We start from the raw sequence: 16,135 nt of genomic DNA on the forward strand, positions 1-16,135 counted from the left end.
CAGTGATGCACCATGAGTCTAAGACACCTCATACTACAACTTCCTGTATTAAAACCTAGTGTATTCACTCTACTATAGATTTAATGGTGGAAGTATATGTAAATTGCTATACCTACTGATAGTATACCCCCAGCTATTCTAGCTGCATCCTGATGTCTCAGGATCCTCTCGTAGAATGCTAGTCTTGAGAGGCCTGCGAAAGCTAGTGTAATTAATACTAGTGGCATCGTAAATACTGCAACATAGAGTATCGTGTAGGGTATCCAGAGGATTATAGGTGCCTCCCTCATCAGCACGCTGTAAACCACGTACATTCCTGCGCTACATGGCAGCAGTGTAAAGCATGCTATAAGTCCTGTTAAAGCTACGTAGACTAAGCTACCTTTCTCTATAAGGCTGCGTAAGCCTAACCTGTTAGCCAGCCTGCATTCAACCATGTCATCCCTGCAGACCGCTTCACTGGGTTTCCTCTGCTTCACATAGCTGTAGAGTCCATGGGATATGATTATCAAACCATAGGCTGCTAGTAGTAGAGAGACATATACTGGTTTTAATGAGAATTCTCTCAGTATACTACGTAGTATGAATCCTAGAATAGAGTATCCGGTACATACCGATAGTATAAATATCATAGCTACCTTAGCCAGCCTTCTTATATCACCCATGGAGTATGATGCAAGAATACCCGTGTACAATGCGAAGAAGCAGGGGTCTATGGAGTCTGCTAGAGCCATCGCTATAATCGTGGAGGCGTCTAGAGTTAAACTATTCAACCTTAATCCTCCCTTCCTCAGCATGCTCGAGGTGGACTGTGGAAAAAGCTATCGTGATATTCTATTACTACTTCACCACTCTCCTAATCTAAGTTTATCCAGGAAGCGTAGCCTCTTAGGGGTTGGTGGGTGTGTTGAGAGGTACTCCTGTATACTGCTGACCTCCTTCTTCTTCAACTCCTCTATTACTTCATCTATGTCTATATGGCTCCAGTCTACTCTCCTCGAGGGCATCCCGTAGTGGTATAGCGGGTTCGCCACGGCCTCTGTGAGAGCATATATGAATAAAGCCTTGATCTTGCTTGTTGAGATCACTTCTCTAGCGTATGCGAATCCCTCGTAGTACACGTGGAGTTTTGCTAGTGCACGCTGCATACTGCGAGGAGATGACGCGCTCGCTCCACTCGTGTCAGCATAGTATTCTCTCAGCCTGCTGAAGGCTAAGACCAGCACCTGGATAACGAAGCTTAATACTACAGCAGCCACTCCTACCAGCAGGAGTAGGAGGCCTCCAGAGGCCCCCTCCCTCCTCCTTGATGAGAGTCTTGCTGTCGAAGATATTAAGCCGGCTCTTATGAGGAAGACTCCCATGAAGTATATTAGGCTTGGTAGTAGCCCCATGAAGAGCATTATAGCGTTATCCCTATGCAAGTGGTGTCCTAGTTCGTGTCCTATTACAGCTTCAAGCTCATCCCTGCTGAGCATTTCAGCGAGCTCCCTGGATACTGCAACGTACCTCCCCGAGATGATACTACCGTAAGCAAAGGCATTCGGAGGCGAGTTGACGATGACAGCTTTAGGTGGCTTACTGAGACCTAAGCGTGCTGAGACCTCGTTAACAATCTCCTGTAAATGTTCATCCGGCTTAGCACCATACATGAGGTTTATGAGGAAGGGGGATAGCAGGTATGATATTAGGTTGGCTATGAGCAGGAATAGAGCCAGGGATACTATGAACCCTGATGTTAAGACTACATCAAAGCCTGCCACGCTAGCTAGGGAGTAGATTATAAGGATTAATCCCGCCAGGCCTGAGACCACTATTAGTAACCCTACAATAAGCATTGAAGCCCTGAGAGTGAACCTGCCAGCAAATCTCCACGCTACCCTCGGAGCTATGTATCCAGCAATACTCATTAATGCTACGAAGCCGATAGCGTACGCTAGTATTAAAGCGAGTAGTGTGAATGGATCATACAGCCACAGCATTCCCAATCCCCATTATCCAGCATCATCTATGAAATATCAGCCTTTTTAAACCACATCAGCTACGAGGAGTACGGCATTCTAGGCTACTAGCCTTTCGAAGTAGTTCTTCCAGCTCTAGCAAGTCTTAACGCTATGATAGCTGAGATGACGGTGACAGCTATGAAAGCTAGGATCACGTATAGCTTGACGCCGCCTCCGGGTCTCCATGTTGACTCTCCTTCAGTGCTAGTGGCCGGGCTGCTAGAACTACCTGTCTGAACCTGCTGTGTCGGCGTGGAGACCGGACTCCCCGGGGTAGCTACCTCTGACTGCTGGGAGATATATGTGCAACTAGTGTTCAAGACTAGCGTAGCTGTCAGGTATATCGAGGCTACTTTAGAGTAAGTGTTGAGGGCTGATGAGTAGTCGCCTAGGTTAACCGCTTCAATACTGCTTTCAAGCAGGAGCTCTACGAGCGGCGGCTTAAATGCTCTTCCAGGTAGAGCATTTATTACCTCGGCTTGAGAGCTTACAACACTCTTGAGATTCCCTTGATCGAAGACCTTGTGGACCGCGATTACCGAGCCGGCGATAACGTTAATAGTGAAGCCTAGTAGCGCAGCTGTATCATTAGTTACCTGCATGTTGAGGAGGTTATAGTAGTCTGCAGCCTCGCTCAGCGTACTGGTATCTCCACCTGCCTCACTTATAATAGCATTGATGTAGGAGTAGACTGTAGATGAGAGAGCTTGAAGCCCTACTACGCTCACTGTAGCTTTAAGACCCGTGTTAAACCCACTCCCGGTGGATGAGGTGGTATTAAGCATTATCTCCGCCTGCTTCAGGAATGATAGAGCGTAAGCTAGATACTCTAGTTTACTTGATTCATCGCTGGATGAGAGAGCATTAGCATAGTAGTAGCCTGCCCTGTAGTACAGTGCTTTCACGTAGGAAGCTGTGACCAGCGAGCTGGGATCCACTATACTGCCCAGGGATTCCAGCCTCCCTCCAATAGATGCGAGCGAGGTATTCACAATCCCAGCTACATCCCCGATACTAAGGCTACCTGCAAGTAGCTTGGAGAGGAGGTTGTAGTATACAGCTGAAGGATACATCTCTAGCGCGCTTGTAAAGACGTAAGCAGGGCTGGAATTCCTCAAGGACTCAAGCTTGACGAGAGTGTTCCCCACGCTCTCGAGGCCTCCTAGTAGGAGTGCTCTACGGTAAGGGTCGATTGAACGAGTCATGCTGTACGTCTCGTTCACTAAGCCTTCTAGATCCCCTAGCACTCTACTAATGCTAGCGGCTTCTATGCTGCTGGCAGCGGAGTATGCAGGTGTAGCAGGCTTCAACGTAATGTTGGATCCTGTGAAGTACGTGTAGGCGTCTAGTATAGAGCCTACTTCAACAACAGTTACATTGATTTCTCTACCATATTCAACAAGGTCTACCCTCTCATATGCTATCCTCCTCACGATACCCCATGGATACTTCTCCTCCTGTACGACGGGGTATTGATAGTAGCGTTGACCAAGAGGTATCAGAAATACTTTGAAGCCTGCTGATGCAGCTGCATCAAGCTTCTCCTTTAATCCTCCAACAGGCCCTACTGTGGCGTCCGGGTTTATCATTCCAGTCATTGTGACACCTGGTGTAAGGCTAGTATTCGTTAAGAGTGAGAGGAAGCCCACTGTCATCAAGGCTCCAGCACTAGGCCCGCCTATCACTGGAACACTAGACTCCACGACAACATAGTAGTCGTACCTCTCGAATGATATATTAGCTAGCACTGAAGCCACGTACGCGGCTACTCTAGCTGCACCCTGGGTATCTAGCTCTGTGTAAGGGAGCGCGGAGAAGAATACTCTGCCTTCACCAGGATATGCTATCGTTAAAGTAATCCTGGTTAGCACGCCTCCTCCACTACCCGATACAGCTGGCGCGTAGATGTCGATTGATTTAACATAGCTGTAGTTTAATAGCCAGGAGCTAGTGTCGGCGGAAGCTAGGGGTGTTAATGCCAGTAGTATAAGCGTTAATATTGTAATTAGATGAGAGCCCCTCATACCTAACCCCTCACTACGCCTTCGGGAAGGGTGTTGCAGTGTATTAAAGCTTTTGCGTAGACTCACACATTCCAGCGGGAAATCCCCTACATTTATGTATCAAATTGTAGTAATAGTGGTGTTTGAGAATGCTATAAAAACTCGTGGATGCATTAAATGCTTCGATGCTGAAGCCGACATAGCCTGACTGTTGATGAAGGGTCGATTAACTGAGACCTATTAAAGGGAGCAGATCAAGCCGGCTACCTTTACATCCTTAAACTCTAATACTATGACTTCAGAGCCGTCTAGCGTGAAGCTGTCGGCATCAATCAACCCGGTTGCAGTAAGCGATTCGACAAGCCTCGGTGTTCCCGAATCAGCTGACCCGAGGTCAAGCCATGTTATTAAGCTCGCTCTATCAAGGAGTCCATGCCGCTTTACTATTGGTGAGAGATAGCTGCTTCTATCTAGTGTCACACTGACTCCTGGATGGTAAGGTCCTGTAGCCGGCATCACTATGAGAGTACCTCCATTCTCTAAGGGTATCTTCATGAATACTGGTAGCCTAAGAGACCCCAGGCATCTTATGCTTGGATGCTCGTGACCTATTACAATGTAATCCCAGCCTGAGACTTCTACTTCACTATGGCCGTGTACTATGAGCAGTCTCCCCCCTCTAACTGCAATGTCGATCGAGTCCACGAAGCTGACTTCAAGCTTCTCTAGAAGAGGACGTATGAAGTTATCGTGGTTGCCCCGCACAACCTCAATTTCCCTGATACCCATGCTCCGTGCCTCAGCAACGAGTGCTGCCACCTCGCTCTTCTCCTGTTTAAGCAGCCTGTCGAATGCATGCTTTAAGTCGCCGTTGACAACTAGTCTCTCGACAGGTATACGAGACGTAGTCCTCCTAAGGTATTCTAAGGCACGCTTTAATTGAATGCGAGGGAGGAAGACGCCGGCGTAGCTGCTGCCACCCCTAGCACTATAAGTCAACCCTCTTGCCGCAGCCTCTTCAAACCCCAGGTGAAGATCAGCCATTACTAGCATCCTGTATTCCTGCACGTATATAAAGGGTGCTCCGGCAACAATGTACAGGCCTATATCTAGTTCCTTCACCAATGGCCTCAACACAATTAAACCCTTTCAGTCTTTTCTGATTGCTTCGATATATTAGATGTCAAACTTTCAGTCTTTTTTGATTGCTTCTAGTCGTTGATTCTCACTATAGGGTTTATTAAGCTTTACTCTTAGAGCCTGGAAAACCATGAAGCCCATTGAAGGATCAACCATTAAATAGTGTTTGAACAGGCTGAGAGACTAGAGATGGCTATGGAGGAATTAGGAGGAATGCGGGCCCGCCGGGATTTGAACCCGGGTCCTACGGGTTAAGAGCCCGCCGCTCTACCAGGCTGAGCTACGGGCCCTTCTTCAGGCTTCAAAGCCATATAGGTGGAAGCCAGTTTATAAATTCTATCATCTATTTTTCTTCAAGTGTGCCTGTAGCAGGGGGTTCTGGAAGCTCGCTTCTCGCATTAAAGTGGAGGGAGGATGAGTTCAAGCGTGCCGGAGGGTGGCCGGAGGATCCGTAATAGAAGGCTCGTGGACTACATGCAGTCTAAGAGTAGCCAGGATGCTAACACTAGAGTAGCTGAGAAGAAAGCTGTTTCAGAGGAGGCTAAGAAACCTGAGAGTAGTGTTAGCGGGGAAGGGGATATAGATGAGATAAGAGAGATTCTTTTAAGGAAGAGCAGGGAGGCTAAGGGCGGAAGGGAAGCTACTGAGGGTTCACCAAGTCAGTCTCCAGCCGAGGCTTCAAGCAGTAGAGTAACTGTGGATGCAACGAGTACATCAAGAATTATTGAATCTATTGTTTCATCTAAAAGCGTTAAGATTATCGAGTGTAATCAGCATGGAGTATGCATGGATGGAAAGAGGATAGGGGAGATCTTTGTTGACGAGTATGGTATTAAACGTCAGAGAGGATATGTTAATACAACACGCCTGCCAATATTCCTTGATTTCGCTGTAGAGGAGGCTGAAGTAAAACCTGTCCTTAAGAAGGCTCTCATTGTTAGAACGGAGAAGGGGTCGCTAGCCTTAGTGCCCGAGGACTTTATATGCGAGCTTAGCTCTAGGTACGGTATTCTTCTATCAATAGAGAAGTGTAATGAGAGCAAAAATAAAAACATGTCTTTAAAGGGCATTGCATCCAAGAGGGGTAGGTCTAGCTGACTACTCTAAGGTGCAACCCTGTAGAGGACTCCTCCGGAGTCCGTATCCATTAATCTTGGCATTCTTCTGCGTCTTCTACGCTTTACACCCGTCGGCTCCCACTTCATGTCAGGTGTTCCAAGGCTTCCATCAGGAAACTCTACGATCCTTCTCAATGCTAATAGATGGTTTACAGCTCTACGCATTCTATCTTCGCCTGCTATACCGCTAAACTCCTTCACCAGCTCCTGGAAGAATACCGGGCGACCTTTTCTCTTAATAGCCTCGTACACGGCTTCCGGTAGTTCAGCATCTCTAGGTGCTATCTCAACTACTATATCCTCGTCTTCATATATCTTCCTTCTAACCATTTCTCTCACCCATTATACCTTATAGTGGGATACTAAGATATAAATCTTTTCGCGGCTTGAATCCCACTGGACAGCGTGCCGGGCTCTTAGACTCTAGCTTAAATAGATATATATACTTGTATAAATTGTATGTAAATATTGTGATTCCCTATGAGCTACCTGCTCGCTAGTAGAGGAGAGAAGGTATTACTAATGGGTAACGAGGCGATTGCAAGAGCATCTCTCGAAGCAGGCATATGCCTGGCGGCAGCTTACCCGGGTACGCCTTCAACGGAAATACTGGAGGCTTTAAGTGAGGTGGCTGGCGAGTGCGGTATCTACGTGGAGTGGAGTGTTAACGAGAAGGTGGCATTTGAGACAGCCTACGCGGCTGCAATAAGTGGTGTTAGAAGCCTTGTAGCAATGAAGCATGTGGGAGTTAACGTTGCATCAGATATACTGATGAGCAGCGCGTACTCAGGGGTTAAAGAAGGCTTTGTAGTAGTTTCAGCCGACGACCCCGGCATGCACAGCAGTCAGAACGAGCAGGATAATAGATGGTATGGGATGCTAGCGCACATCCCTGTCGTAGAGCCGAGTAGCGTGAGAGACACCTACCGGTTGACGAGAGCAGCATTCGAGCTTAGCAGCAAGTACAGTCATCCAGTGATTCTTAGATCAACAACTAGAATCAGCCATACAAGACAACCGGTGGAGATTGAGGCTGATATACCCTACGAGAAGAAGTGCAGGGGGGTCTTCGATAGGAGAATCGAGAGATGGGTTCTTATACCTGCATTCGGGAGAAAGCTGAAGGCTCGGATGATGCATGTATGGGATGAAGTAAGGAGAAACGAGGGTAGGGAGCCATTCATACGCGTGGTAAACCCCGGCGGGAGGAAAGCCATTATAGCTAGTGGAATAAGCTTCTCGCATGTAGAAGAAGCTCTCAGCTTAATGGGTATGCCTAGTGATGTAACACTTGTTAAGGTGTCGCTCCCAGTACCCCTGCCCTTCAAGCCTATAGTTGACGTCCTCAGAGATGCAAGAGAAGTCCTAGTAGTAGAGGAGTTAGACCCTGTAGTCGAGACTCAAGTTAAGGATATAGTCGTAGATGAAGGCTTAGAGGTAAGAGTTCACGGTAAAAACATGGTGCCAGGCGACGGAGAGCTCTCAGTTGAAAGGGTATTTAAGCCTATAGCCGACTTCCTAGGTGTCAGCATAGCTCCTCCATGGCAGAGTATCGGTGAAGCCGTGCTTGAACCCCCGATACCTCCGCGTCCTCCTGTCCTTTGCCCGGGGTGTCCTCACAGGAGTACGTTCTACATTGTTAAGACAGCTCTCAACAAAGCCGGCATACGCAATGTAGTGTTCACGGGGGATATTGGGTGCTATACGCTTGGATACCAGAAGCCCTTTGAAACGCAGATGACTTCATTCGAGATGGGTGGCAGCCTAGGGGTAGCCCATGGATTCGGGAAGGTGCTTGACGACCCAGTGATAGCTGTCATCGGTGACTCGACATTCTTCCATGCTGGGATACCTCCAGCTGTAAACATAGTCTACAATAACTCGAAGGTCATACCTCTAGTACTAGATAACTCTGTGACAGCGATGACAGGACATCAGCCCCACCCAGGCTCTGGTATTACAGCAACTGGCGCTGAGACCAGGAGGATCCTGCCTGAGGAGGTACTAGAAAGCCTGGGATTCAAGACTATCACCATTAATCCACTGAATGTCAAGGAGTCTATAAACCAGCTCGCACAGGCATTCAAAGACTACTTGAAAGGGGAGAGGATAGCGATAGTATCGAGAATGAAGTGTGCTCTAGTCGTGTTGAGGGAGGCTAGGAGAGCAAAGGTTACACTACCAGTATACACTATTATTGAGGATAAGTGTACTGGATGCATGGCCTGCGTCAATCTTACAGCCTGCCCGGCTCTCGTAGTGCCACCTGGATCCAGGAAGCCTATTATACTAGAAGACTTGTGCGCTGGGTGCGGTCTATGTGCATCGATATGCCCCTTCAACGCTATAGTTATAGGAAACAAGCCCAGCCCTGAATGGGTTAAACTATGGTGATGCAGCATGAAGACTAAGTTCAACGTACTGTTAACTGGTGTAGGCGGGCAGGGCTTGATAACACTGGGCAGGCTTATAGGTCTCGCAGTAATGCGTAGAGGTCTAAATGTCACAATAGCGGAGGTACACGGGTTAAGCCAGAGGGGAGGTAGTGTCACAGTGCACGTGAGAATAGGGGAAGGCGATAGCCCTGTAATACCCTCCGGGGGAGCTCATGTAATCATAGCTATGGAGATGCTTGAAGGAGCTAGAAGTCTTACTTACGCTAACAGGAATACTACAATTGTATTGAATGATGTACTCCTACCGCCACCTCTCTCAAAGTATCCAACCCGTGAGAGCATTGCCGCTGAGTTGTTGAGGAAAGGAGTGAGATACTTCCTCTATAATGCTGATAAAGCGAGCATTGAGGTTGTAGGCTCCAGTATATCCTCTAATGTAGCACTACTAGGGTATGCTCTCGCAGTTGATAGAGAGCTCTCCCAATATATAGGATTAGATGATGTCGAGTACGCTATTGAGAAGACCTTTAAAGGGCGCTTGGTAGAAGTAAACAAAATATTGCTCAGGAAGTCGTATGAGGATGGATTAAGAGATGCAGGAGGATAGCGTCCTCGAAGTGCTGGAGGAAGCCTTAGATATAATCAACAGGCTGGAGGAGAGGGTTCGCCTACTGAAGCCTAGAAGCGAGCTGTCACCTGGAGTACTCTACCAGCTATACACGGATTTACTCCTGCTGAGAGAAAAAGTAATTACTGCTAGAATGAAGGTCTCTAAGTATAGTGAGCAGCCTTAAGAGTATTTACTGCTTTCCACGCCGGGCTCCTCATACCCGTAGACTACTCTATCCAAGTTTTCTACTTCAATGATGTAGACATGGGGATCCATGAATACTACTGTATTAACACTGGCTCTTCCAACACTACTTTGCGTTGATGAAACCCATTCTCCGGAAACAAGCCTTCTTATAATAGCTTTAAATGTATAGGTTTTCCCGGCCTTCAAGTACTTGACTACTACTGGGTGAGGGCCACCTACCACTACTGCAACCCCGCAGTAAAGGGCTTCAATGAATATAGGGCCACCTTCACTCGTAATAATACACTCTCTACCTGAAGCCAGCTTAATTCTACCTCTACCGTTAACTATGATCACGTCTCCTACAGCCAATCCAATTGAGAACTCGCCGTTTACAACTATATTATCTGCTCTCACAACATCCTCGCGTATAAATCCAACAAGAATCCTGGTATCTTGACCCTCATGCTCCAAGCTTAATCAACTCTCACTGCATCATAGCTGGAGATGGCCATACTATACCAGAGGGTCTAGGCTTAGATACATTAATTTCTCTTCACTAGTGAACTTAAATAAGGCTACTCGTGAATGCTGCTTAACTAATCTTTTAGAATACCATTAGTCATGAATGCTCTTTAACCACCAGGGTTTATTTAAATTCCAGGTTAGCAGGGGATGGTTTCATGGAGATCCTAGGAATTGATACAGCAGTAGTAGATAGGGTTTCAAGAGTCTTAAAGAACAATAAGGAGAAGCTTGAAACCCTCGACCTCTGTGATACGAGATTCTATCCTCCATGCAACGAGAGCACTGAGAATGTTTTAAGATATTTTACTGTCATGGTAGCCATGGATCACAGGTTAAGCAGGCCTGGAAGACCCTATGAAGCCGAGTTAGAGGATGGATTCTACCATGGGGCTGACTTACTCTACAGGCTTGGAGCAAGAAAATTCAGCGAGGATCCTGGATTCTTCGATCCAGCTCGTCTAGCTAGCATTAGGCTCGAAGAGGTTGAATCATGGCTTAGTGTTGGAGGTGCACGGCCACCTGACCTCGAGGTTAGAACACTCCTGCTCAGGGATCTAGGCTTAAAGATCACTAGGCTCTATGGGGGTGAAGTGAAGAGAATACTCGAGGAGTCGAAGGGGAGACTCTATGGTACGATGAGCGAGCCTGGATTAATAGATCTACTGAGAGTCTTCAGAGCCTTCGAGGACCCTGTTGAAAAGAAGTCTCTGCTTCTAGCAAAGTTTCTCGCTAGAAGGGGGATCCTCAATACAGCGGGTAGGCTGGGGATTCCAGTAGATAATCATCTCTCCAGGATAGCGTATAGGCTTGGAATAGTCATGGTGTCAGGTAGTCTATGGGGCAAGATTAGAAGCGGGGTTGAAGTTACACGGGAAGAGGATATTCTCCTCAGGATGGCTGTGAGAAGAGGATACGAGCTGATATCAGAGAAATCAGGAGTAGACCCCAGTATTGTAGACGACTACTTCTGGCTTATGGGTAGAAGAGTATGCTTAAGAGACGGGGAGCCAAAGTGTGATCAATGCTTGTTTAAAGGGTTCTGTAGAGCTAGACGGAATAGGAGCTTCATGGTTAGAGAGCACAGCTACTATAATACATGGTACTACTAGCGTAGCCTGTAGTAGAGGCTGATGAACGATGACTTCGCCAGCCAATCCTCCCGAGTTGAGGGAACTCAGCAGACTTGAGAGACTAGTCTTAAGCTACTTCCTCAAGCATATAAGTGTAGGTGAAATTATAGCAATAGTGGATCTACGCGAGGAGATTAAGAGAAGGATTAGAGAAGGGGAGAGAGACCTGGTTCCTGGGGTAGAGGATCCCGCGGAGCTTGAAAGAGAGATAATACGTGTCCTCATAGAATTAGTTAAAAAGAATATACTGTACTACAGGAATGGAGCATACAGCCTGTCACCATGGTTGATGAAGCGTGTTCAAGAGAAGTATAAGAGCCTGCAGCCAGGCAGCCCTAAACCCCTCGAGAAAATCCTCGAGGAGTAGTCCCCGCCTAGAGACCACAGATAGTGTAGCTAGCCTTATACCCACTCGCCTCTAGAATGCAGGAGAGTTTTATTTAAGAGGGTATAAAATACCTTAGAGTGACTGTTATCAGAAACCACCAGCTACGGGATTGAGAGTCATGTCACGCCAGAAGATTAATTCGAATAGTTTAACCGAGGATGAAATTGAAGAGCTTTCAAGAAGAGTGAGATTAAAGATCCTTCACGAGGATGACGAAGTAGTCCTTATGACAGCTCCAAACGAAGATCAACTAGAGGAGATAATCAGGGAGCTGATTAGCTATAAGCCTATGAATCTCCGCGAGATACACTTGATTCTCTCGGGAATAGCCAGTGAGGATAAGATTAGAAGAGCATTAAACTCTCTGATGAATGATGGGAAAGCGTATATGACAGATGACGGTAAGTATATCAGCATCTAATAGTCTCCTTGATCACAGGAATCCACTGGAGCACCTCCAAGAGGTTTTTAACTACTATTCCTGAGCCACTAGCTTTTAACAGCATACTCCTGTAATCATCTAAGCTTACACCTATGAATGGAATCCCAAGCTTCCTGCAACTGTATAGGTCTGTTGTAAAATCCCCTATGCAGAGAGCATTACAGGGTTTCAACCCATGCCTTCCCAGTATATACGAGATAAGCCATGATTTATCGAAAAGGTATTCTTCGAAGCCGCCCAGTCGCTCTATATCCAGCGAGGTGTATACTTCGTCAACGTAGTCATCTAATCCTAGTACTCTTAGATCCCTCCATATATACTCGCTGCTGGTTTCACGCCCTGAGACAACAGTAATTTTAACTGATAAGGCTTTAAGTAGTCTTAGAAGATCACTTGCCCCCGGCATTTGATATGGATGCCTTGAAACATATATCCTTCTAAAGTAACGCCAGAATTCCTCTTCTTGGACTCCAGTCGGAATCCGCTCTGAGAGCCTGTTACTATTAAGGAGGTAGAGGAACTCGCTGAAAGATATAGAGCCTCCTTCATATTTTTCCAGCGCGCCTGTGTAGGCTTCATAGAAATCCATTAAATTATAGACTAGGGTTAAATCATAGTCCAGTAAGACGAGCCTCAGACTCATAAAGCCCACCATGGCTACCCGTTAGCTTTAGAGCACTAGCTTACTTCGTCTGTTGAAATGGAGGAGTACTTCTGGGTTAATATTGTTTTCTCAGTTTTCGGGAGATACCTCATCTAGGCTACGGTATTCGGCAATATCATCATCAGTTAATACTACTCTATGAGGCCTTATTTAAGCTATCTTGATTTAAACTAGACTAGCCCTACTGCTGTAAAGGTGTTTGAGGAGTTGGATACTATAGAGGTATGCATTCCCTTAGATAGTGGCTCCTGCAGGGAGGCTAGGTATAGGCTTGAAGGTAATGTGGTATACTTCGATGAAGAAGAGCCGTTCGTATTATTCAAGCACGCAGCTTCACTAAGAGTACTGTGCGAGGGGAGCTCAATGCAGGTTTTCCACTGGGCTGGCGTTAACTACACTTTATGGAGGATCACGCCTAGAGGTAAGTGTATAGTTCTTCCAGGAAGCCTAGAGGACCGCGGTGACCACTATGTGCATCGCAGCCAGGAGGCTCCAGGAGAGTTAGAGTTAAGGGGGTATGCTAAGCTGTTAATCCTCCTATTAAGGCTGAAAGGATACACTCCAATCGTAGTGGAGAACACAGAGACTGCATCAAAGCTAGTGAATCTAGTATACCCTGCAAGCGACGAGTTAAATAAAGCGAAGATAAGCCTGCTTCTAAATATACCTGAAAACAGGCTCCAGGAGGAATTCATCAGCATAATGATCAAGCTACTCGAAGGTGATAAGCATTGATTGTTGACATGCACATCCACTGCCACGAGATCAGCGAGGATATCCTTACAGGATACCTCGGTAAGTATATTCTTGTATGCGTTTCCGACGACCCGGAGTCCAGCAGAAGGACCCTCGAGCTGAGAGAAAGATATGAAGGCGTAGAACCCTGTGTTGGAGTACACCCATGGGTCGCTGATAATTATGGAGTTGACGAGCTTAAAACCCTAGTAGAAGAAGCTGTGAGGAGAGATGTAAGGTGTCTCGGCGAGGTTGGATTAGACAAGCGGTTTACCGCTGGGACATTTAACAAGCAGTTAGAGCTCTTTAGAGTAATAGTAGATTACGCTAGAGAGTACGAGCTAGTATTAAATCTCCATGCAGCTGGTGCTTGGAGAGAAGTCTTCAACGAAGTGTACAAGCGGGACATTGAGAAAGCCTACTTCCACTGGTATACGGGTCCCACGGACGTATTAAATAGCATTATTGAAGCCGGCTACTATATTGGTTTAAACCCTGCTTGGAGAATTCAAGCTAAGCATCGAGATATAATCAGTTTATCACCCCTGGACAATATTCTAACAGAGAGTGATGCACCCTACGAGTACCATGGGTTAAAGCTTACCCCAGAGATGATACCCGAGTCAATAAAGCTCCTGGCGTCAATGCTGGAAAAGAGTACGAGTGAAGTCGAGGAAGCCGTCTGGAGGAACTATATGAAAATATTCTCGTAGGCTAGGCTGAGGCTTCAGCTTCACTTTTCAGCGTGACAACTAGGAGGTTCCCGGTTTCCCCGCGCCCAATCATTAGTGTGAATTCATCTGTCTCCACGCTTACGTTTTTCACGCTGTGTAAGCCAAGACGCTCGAATGCTAGTATCTGGATTCTAGCTATGTCTACAGCCTTGGATAGAATAGTATTGAACTTTCTGGAATCTATTCTAGTAGCGTTAGTTGTATAGTCAACGACTCTTCCACTTCTATCCATTTTAACTATAACGACACTCAATTAAACCCCATAATACTCCTTGATTACAATCATGTTAAAAAGTAAGGGTTCCAGTGATACCGGTATCAAGCTTCACTCTTCTCTAGCCGAGGGATTTCTCCAGCTCCTCTAGGATGCCTTGAATACTTCCTGAAAGCTCGCTCACAGCATCTCTGAGAGCTTTAACACTATCCTCGAGAGCTTTTAGTTTATCTTCTAGTCTTGACCTGACTCCCTGGATCTCCTCGCTTCTCCGCTTAACTTGATCCTGGAGTTCTTTCACCTTGGCTTCGAGGGCTTGAACTGCATCCTTGTACTTACTTCATTCACTTAGAGCTGACTCGAGCTCCTTGATCCTCTCCTTATGCTTCTCTAGCATCTCCTCTAACGCTTTTACTTGATCCTCGTATCCTGCTGCAGGAGCTTTGATGAACGGTGCTACTAGTTTCAGCTCTCCTTTCCTGAGCTTCTCGTACGTCTCGTGAACTAGTTTTCCTGCCTTCGTCTTCATGGTTAAGTGTCCTCTAATTGCTGCCTCACTTCTCCCTAATTCCTCGGCGATCTGCCCTACAGTGAGGCCGGCCTTCATTCTCGCGTATGCTTTAGCAGCTACAGCAAGACTGTCAACCCATGTGGACCTCTCCACTGGATCTCTGATCAACTCGATGATTTCAGGTCTGTAGAGGGTGCCTATTATAAGCGCCATCTCAAGCTGGCTTATCTCTCGTTTACCTATTGGTTTTAACGGTATATTTGATAAATCAACTATAATCTCCTCCATGCTTTCTTCACGGGTTTCTCCTTCTTTAGGAGCCTCCATTATACCACCAGTCTAGTATATAATATGCACACCTGCTAATTAATCTTACGTTAATGGTGGGTTAACAAGTAAACCAACTGCAACGTCTAGAGCCTGTATGCAGGTTATAGTTAAACCAGCTTACCTGGTTTAATCCCTTGTACAGGGGAACTAGTCGTATTTAAGGATTAAAATAGGCTGGTGAGTAAAGTGGAGGCTAAGCTCGAGGATTCCATGTTATTCTTCTCCTACGCTTCTTCTAGCCTTGAAGACTTTATCGTGGTGGATGATTACACCCTTATCAGTTATCTCCATTAGATGCCTCTTCATACTGTGGCTTGTACCCCTCATCTTCCATATTATTATGCTTCTAACGAGTTCTCCATCTACTTCATCCAAGTCTAGTCTTATGATGCCATCGGCCGCGTGCTCTACGCCTGGCCCGCCGAATCCTCTCTCTGTCACCGAGACCTGTGAGACTAGGAGGCTTGTTGTCCCCATGCCTGAGAGAACCTTCTTGAGCTGTAGGACAACGTTTCTAGCTATGGATGGTTTAAGCAGGTATAGCGTTGAAACACTGTCTATAACTACCCTCTGAGCATTTACTTCTCTTATAGCTGTCCTCAACACGTCTACTAACTCTTCAACGCTGTCGGGATCCCTTACCACGTACTTCTCGCGTTTAGCCGCCTCACCTACACCTCCTGTGAACGCGTCTATGATCGCGAATCTACCCTCTTGTTCATGTTGTCTTACATCCCAGCCGAAGTTCCTCATGTTGATGCGTATCTGCACTGGGTGTTCTTCTAGCGCTACGTATATGCCTGGCTCACCAAGCTGCAGTCCACCCCACAGGAATTGTGTAGCCATGATACTTTTACCTGTGCCGGGTCCACCGCTTAATAGTACTACATTCCTCTTAGGTATACCGCCATTCAGGATCTCGTCGAGTCCTGGTATACCTGTCTTAACTCTCTCAACCATTAATACCACCATATTAAATAACTTAGCAGGCCGCTTTAATAAT

Annotated in this window: 19 protein-coding genes, 1 tRNA gene and 1 pseudogene; 9 read left to right on the forward strand and 12 right to left on the reverse strand. The window is 46.5% G+C overall.

Annotation, left to right across the window (positions count from 1 at the left end; translation table 11 throughout):
- Nucleotides 1–80: 80 nt before the first annotated feature.
- The 5 genes from OWQ48_05580 to OWQ48_05600 form a co-directional block, all read right to left on the reverse strand.
- Nucleotides 81–797: a transmembrane electron transporter gene (locus OWQ48_05580; GenBank protein ID MCY0868681.1), complete on the reverse strand. Its 717-nt coding sequence runs from the start codon at nt 795–797 to the stop codon at nt 81–83.
- A 48-nt stretch (nt 798–845) separates the two neighbouring features.
- The gene (locus OWQ48_05585; protein MCY0868682.1) at nt 846–1,982 is read right to left on the reverse strand and encodes a zinc metalloprotease HtpX; all 1,137 of its coding nucleotides are present in this window, start codon (nt 1,980–1,982) and stop codon (nt 846–848) included.
- Between the two features lie 86 nt (nt 1,983–2,068).
- On the reverse strand, nt 2,069–4,027 hold the full coding sequence (locus tag OWQ48_05590; GenBank protein MCY0868683.1) for a serine protease: 1,959 nt from the start codon (nt 4,025–4,027) through the stop codon (nt 2,069–2,071).
- 219 nt (nt 4,028–4,246) lie between these two features.
- Nucleotides 4,247–5,128 carry a metallophosphoesterase gene (locus OWQ48_05595; protein ID MCY0868684.1) on the reverse strand — a complete coding sequence of 294 codons (882 nt, stop codon included), beginning with the start codon at nt 5,126–5,128 and terminating at the stop codon, nt 4,247–4,249.
- Nucleotides 5,129–5,362: 234 nt separating this feature from the next.
- Nucleotides 5,363–5,436, reverse strand: a tRNA-Lys gene (locus tag OWQ48_05600).
- A gap of 124 nt (nt 5,437–5,560) precedes the next feature.
- Between OWQ48_05600 and OWQ48_05605 the strand changes: the two genes are divergently transcribed.
- Nucleotides 5,561–6,244, forward strand: coding sequence for a hypothetical protein (locus OWQ48_05605; GenBank protein ID MCY0868685.1), 684 nt, complete (start codon nt 5,561–5,563; stop codon nt 6,242–6,244).
- A 5-nt stretch (nt 6,245–6,249) separates the two neighbouring features.
- Here the strand turns inward: OWQ48_05605 and OWQ48_05610 are convergent, their stop codons facing one another.
- Nucleotides 6,250–6,594 (reverse strand): hypothetical protein, encoded by a 345-nt coding sequence (locus OWQ48_05610; protein ID MCY0868686.1) that lies wholly within the window; start codon nt 6,592–6,594, stop codon nt 6,250–6,252.
- Nucleotides 6,595–6,744: 150 nt separating this feature from the next.
- Here OWQ48_05610 and iorA point away from each other — a divergent pair, with 150 nt between their 5' ends.
- The 3 genes from iorA to OWQ48_05625 are packed head-to-tail and all read left to right on the forward strand — an operon-like array spanning nt 6,745 to nt 9,454.
- On the forward strand, nt 6,745–8,658 hold the full coding sequence (gene iorA / locus OWQ48_05615; protein ID MCY0868687.1) for an indolepyruvate ferredoxin oxidoreductase subunit alpha: 1,914 nt from the start codon (nt 6,745–6,747) through the stop codon (nt 8,656–8,658).
- A gap of 6 nt (nt 8,659–8,664) precedes the next feature.
- Nucleotides 8,665–9,267, forward strand: coding sequence for an indolepyruvate oxidoreductase subunit beta (locus OWQ48_05620; protein ID MCY0868688.1), 603 nt, complete (start codon nt 8,665–8,667; stop codon nt 9,265–9,267).
- Nucleotides 9,254–9,454, forward strand: a complete 201-nt coding sequence (locus OWQ48_05625) for a hypothetical protein (GenBank protein MCY0868689.1) — start codon at nt 9,254–9,256, stop codon at nt 9,452–9,454. Before OWQ48_05620 ends, OWQ48_05625 begins: the two co-directional genes overlap by 14 nt.
- Here OWQ48_05625 and OWQ48_05630 read toward each other — a convergent pair.
- Nucleotides 9,451–9,930 (reverse strand): hypothetical protein, encoded by a 480-nt coding sequence (locus OWQ48_05630; GenBank protein ID MCY0868690.1) that lies wholly within the window; start codon nt 9,928–9,930, stop codon nt 9,451–9,453. The two genes, OWQ48_05625 and OWQ48_05630, sit on opposite strands and share 4 nt — an antisense overlap.
- A gap of 209 nt (nt 9,931–10,139) precedes the next feature.
- On the opposite strand from OWQ48_05630, the gene OWQ48_05635 reads away from it, so the two are divergent.
- From OWQ48_05635 to OWQ48_05645, 3 genes are all read left to right on the forward strand, one after another.
- Nucleotides 10,140–11,093 carry an iron-sulfur cluster loop gene (locus OWQ48_05635; GenBank protein ID MCY0868691.1) on the forward strand — a complete coding sequence of 318 codons (954 nt, stop codon included), beginning with the start codon at nt 10,140–10,142 and terminating at the stop codon, nt 11,091–11,093.
- A gap of 28 nt (nt 11,094–11,121) precedes the next feature.
- On the forward strand, nt 11,122–11,481 hold the full coding sequence (locus OWQ48_05640) for a hypothetical protein (protein MCY0868692.1): 360 nt from the start codon (nt 11,122–11,124) through the stop codon (nt 11,479–11,481).
- Nucleotides 11,482–11,620: 139 nt separating this feature from the next.
- Nucleotides 11,621–11,923, forward strand: a complete 303-nt coding sequence (locus OWQ48_05645) for an ArsR family transcriptional regulator (GenBank protein MCY0868693.1) — start codon at nt 11,621–11,623, stop codon at nt 11,921–11,923.
- On the opposite strand, the gene OWQ48_05650 is transcribed toward OWQ48_05645, so the two are convergent.
- Complete coding sequence (locus OWQ48_05650) at nt 11,913–12,587, reverse strand: HAD hydrolase-like protein (protein MCY0868694.1); 675 nt, start codon at nt 12,585–12,587, stop codon at nt 11,913–11,915. The genes OWQ48_05645 and OWQ48_05650 overlap by 11 nt on opposite strands.
- Nucleotides 12,588–12,803: 216 nt before the next feature.
- On the opposite strand from OWQ48_05650, the gene OWQ48_05655 reads away from it, so the two are divergent.
- Nucleotides 12,804–13,343 (forward strand): hypothetical protein, encoded by a 540-nt coding sequence (locus OWQ48_05655; GenBank protein MCY0868695.1) that lies wholly within the window; start codon nt 12,804–12,806, stop codon nt 13,341–13,343.
- Nucleotides 13,340–14,056 carry a TatD family hydrolase gene (locus tag OWQ48_05660; protein ID MCY0868696.1) on the forward strand — a complete coding sequence of 239 codons (717 nt, stop codon included), beginning with the start codon at nt 13,340–13,342 and terminating at the stop codon, nt 14,054–14,056. Before OWQ48_05655 ends, OWQ48_05660 begins: the two co-directional genes overlap by 4 nt.
- A gap of 1 nt (nt 14,057) precedes the next feature.
- Here OWQ48_05660 and OWQ48_05665 read toward each other — a convergent pair whose 3' ends face one another.
- From OWQ48_05665 to OWQ48_05680, 4 genes and pseudogenes are all read right to left on the reverse strand, one after another.
- On the reverse strand, nt 14,058–14,330 hold the full coding sequence (locus tag OWQ48_05665) for a hypothetical protein (protein MCY0868697.1): 273 nt from the start codon (nt 14,328–14,330) through the stop codon (nt 14,058–14,060).
- A gap of 82 nt (nt 14,331–14,412) precedes the next feature.
- A pseudogene (locus OWQ48_05670) lies at nt 14,413–14,610 on the reverse strand (hypothetical protein).
- Nucleotides 14,611–14,631: 21 nt separating this feature from the next.
- On the reverse strand, nt 14,632–15,129 hold the full coding sequence (locus tag OWQ48_05675; GenBank protein ID MCY0868698.1) for a transcriptional regulator: 498 nt from the start codon (nt 15,127–15,129) through the stop codon (nt 14,632–14,634).
- Between the two features lie 216 nt (nt 15,130–15,345).
- On the reverse strand, nt 15,346–16,092 hold the full coding sequence (locus tag OWQ48_05680; protein MCY0868699.1) for a KaiC domain-containing protein: 747 nt from the start codon (nt 16,090–16,092) through the stop codon (nt 15,346–15,348).
- Between the last annotated feature and the right edge of the window lie 43 nt (nt 16,093–16,135).

Origin of the sequence: Desulfurococcus sp. (assembly GCA_026626905.1) — an archaeon.
Lineage (GTDB): Archaea > Thermoproteota > Thermoprotei_A > Sulfolobales > Desulfurococcaceae > Desulfurococcus.

Coding starts and splice junctions, on each gene's coding strand:
- OWQ48_05580 (MCY0868681.1), bottom strand. CDS start 797: ATGCTGAGGAAGGGAGGATTAAGGTTGAATAGTTTAACTCTAGACGCC.
- OWQ48_05585 (MCY0868682.1), bottom strand. CDS start 1,982: ATGCTGTGGCTGTATGATCCATTCACACTACTCGCTTTAATACTAGCG.
- OWQ48_05590 (MCY0868683.1), bottom strand. CDS start 4,027: ATGAGGGGCTCTCATCTAATTACAATATTAACGCTTATACTACTGGCA.
- OWQ48_05605 (MCY0868685.1), top strand. CDS start 5,561: ATGAGTTCAAGCGTGCCGGAGGGTGGCCGGAGGATCCGTAATAGAAGG.
- OWQ48_05610 (MCY0868686.1), bottom strand. CDS start 6,594: ATGGTTAGAAGGAAGATATATGAAGACGAGGATATAGTAGTTGAGATA.
- iorA (MCY0868687.1), top strand. CDS start 6,745: ATGAGCTACCTGCTCGCTAGTAGAGGAGAGAAGGTATTACTAATGGGT.
- OWQ48_05620 (MCY0868688.1), top strand. CDS start 8,665: ATGAAGACTAAGTTCAACGTACTGTTAACTGGTGTAGGCGGGCAGGGC.
- OWQ48_05625 (MCY0868689.1), top strand. CDS start 9,254: ATGCAGGAGGATAGCGTCCTCGAAGTGCTGGAGGAAGCCTTAGATATA.
- OWQ48_05635 (MCY0868691.1), top strand. CDS start 10,140: ATGGAGATCCTAGGAATTGATACAGCAGTAGTAGATAGGGTTTCAAGA.
- OWQ48_05640 (MCY0868692.1), top strand. CDS start 11,122: ATGACTTCGCCAGCCAATCCTCCCGAGTTGAGGGAACTCAGCAGACTT.
- OWQ48_05645 (MCY0868693.1), top strand. CDS start 11,621: ATGTCACGCCAGAAGATTAATTCGAATAGTTTAACCGAGGATGAAATT.
- OWQ48_05650 (MCY0868694.1), bottom strand. CDS start 12,587: ATGAGTCTGAGGCTCGTCTTACTGGACTATGATTTAACCCTAGTCTAT.
- OWQ48_05675 (MCY0868698.1), bottom strand. CDS start 15,129: ATGGAGGCTCCTAAAGAAGGAGAAACCCGTGAAGAAAGCATGGAGGAG.
- OWQ48_05680 (MCY0868699.1), bottom strand. CDS start 16,092: ATGGTTGAGAGAGTTAAGACAGGTATACCAGGACTCGACGAGATCCTG.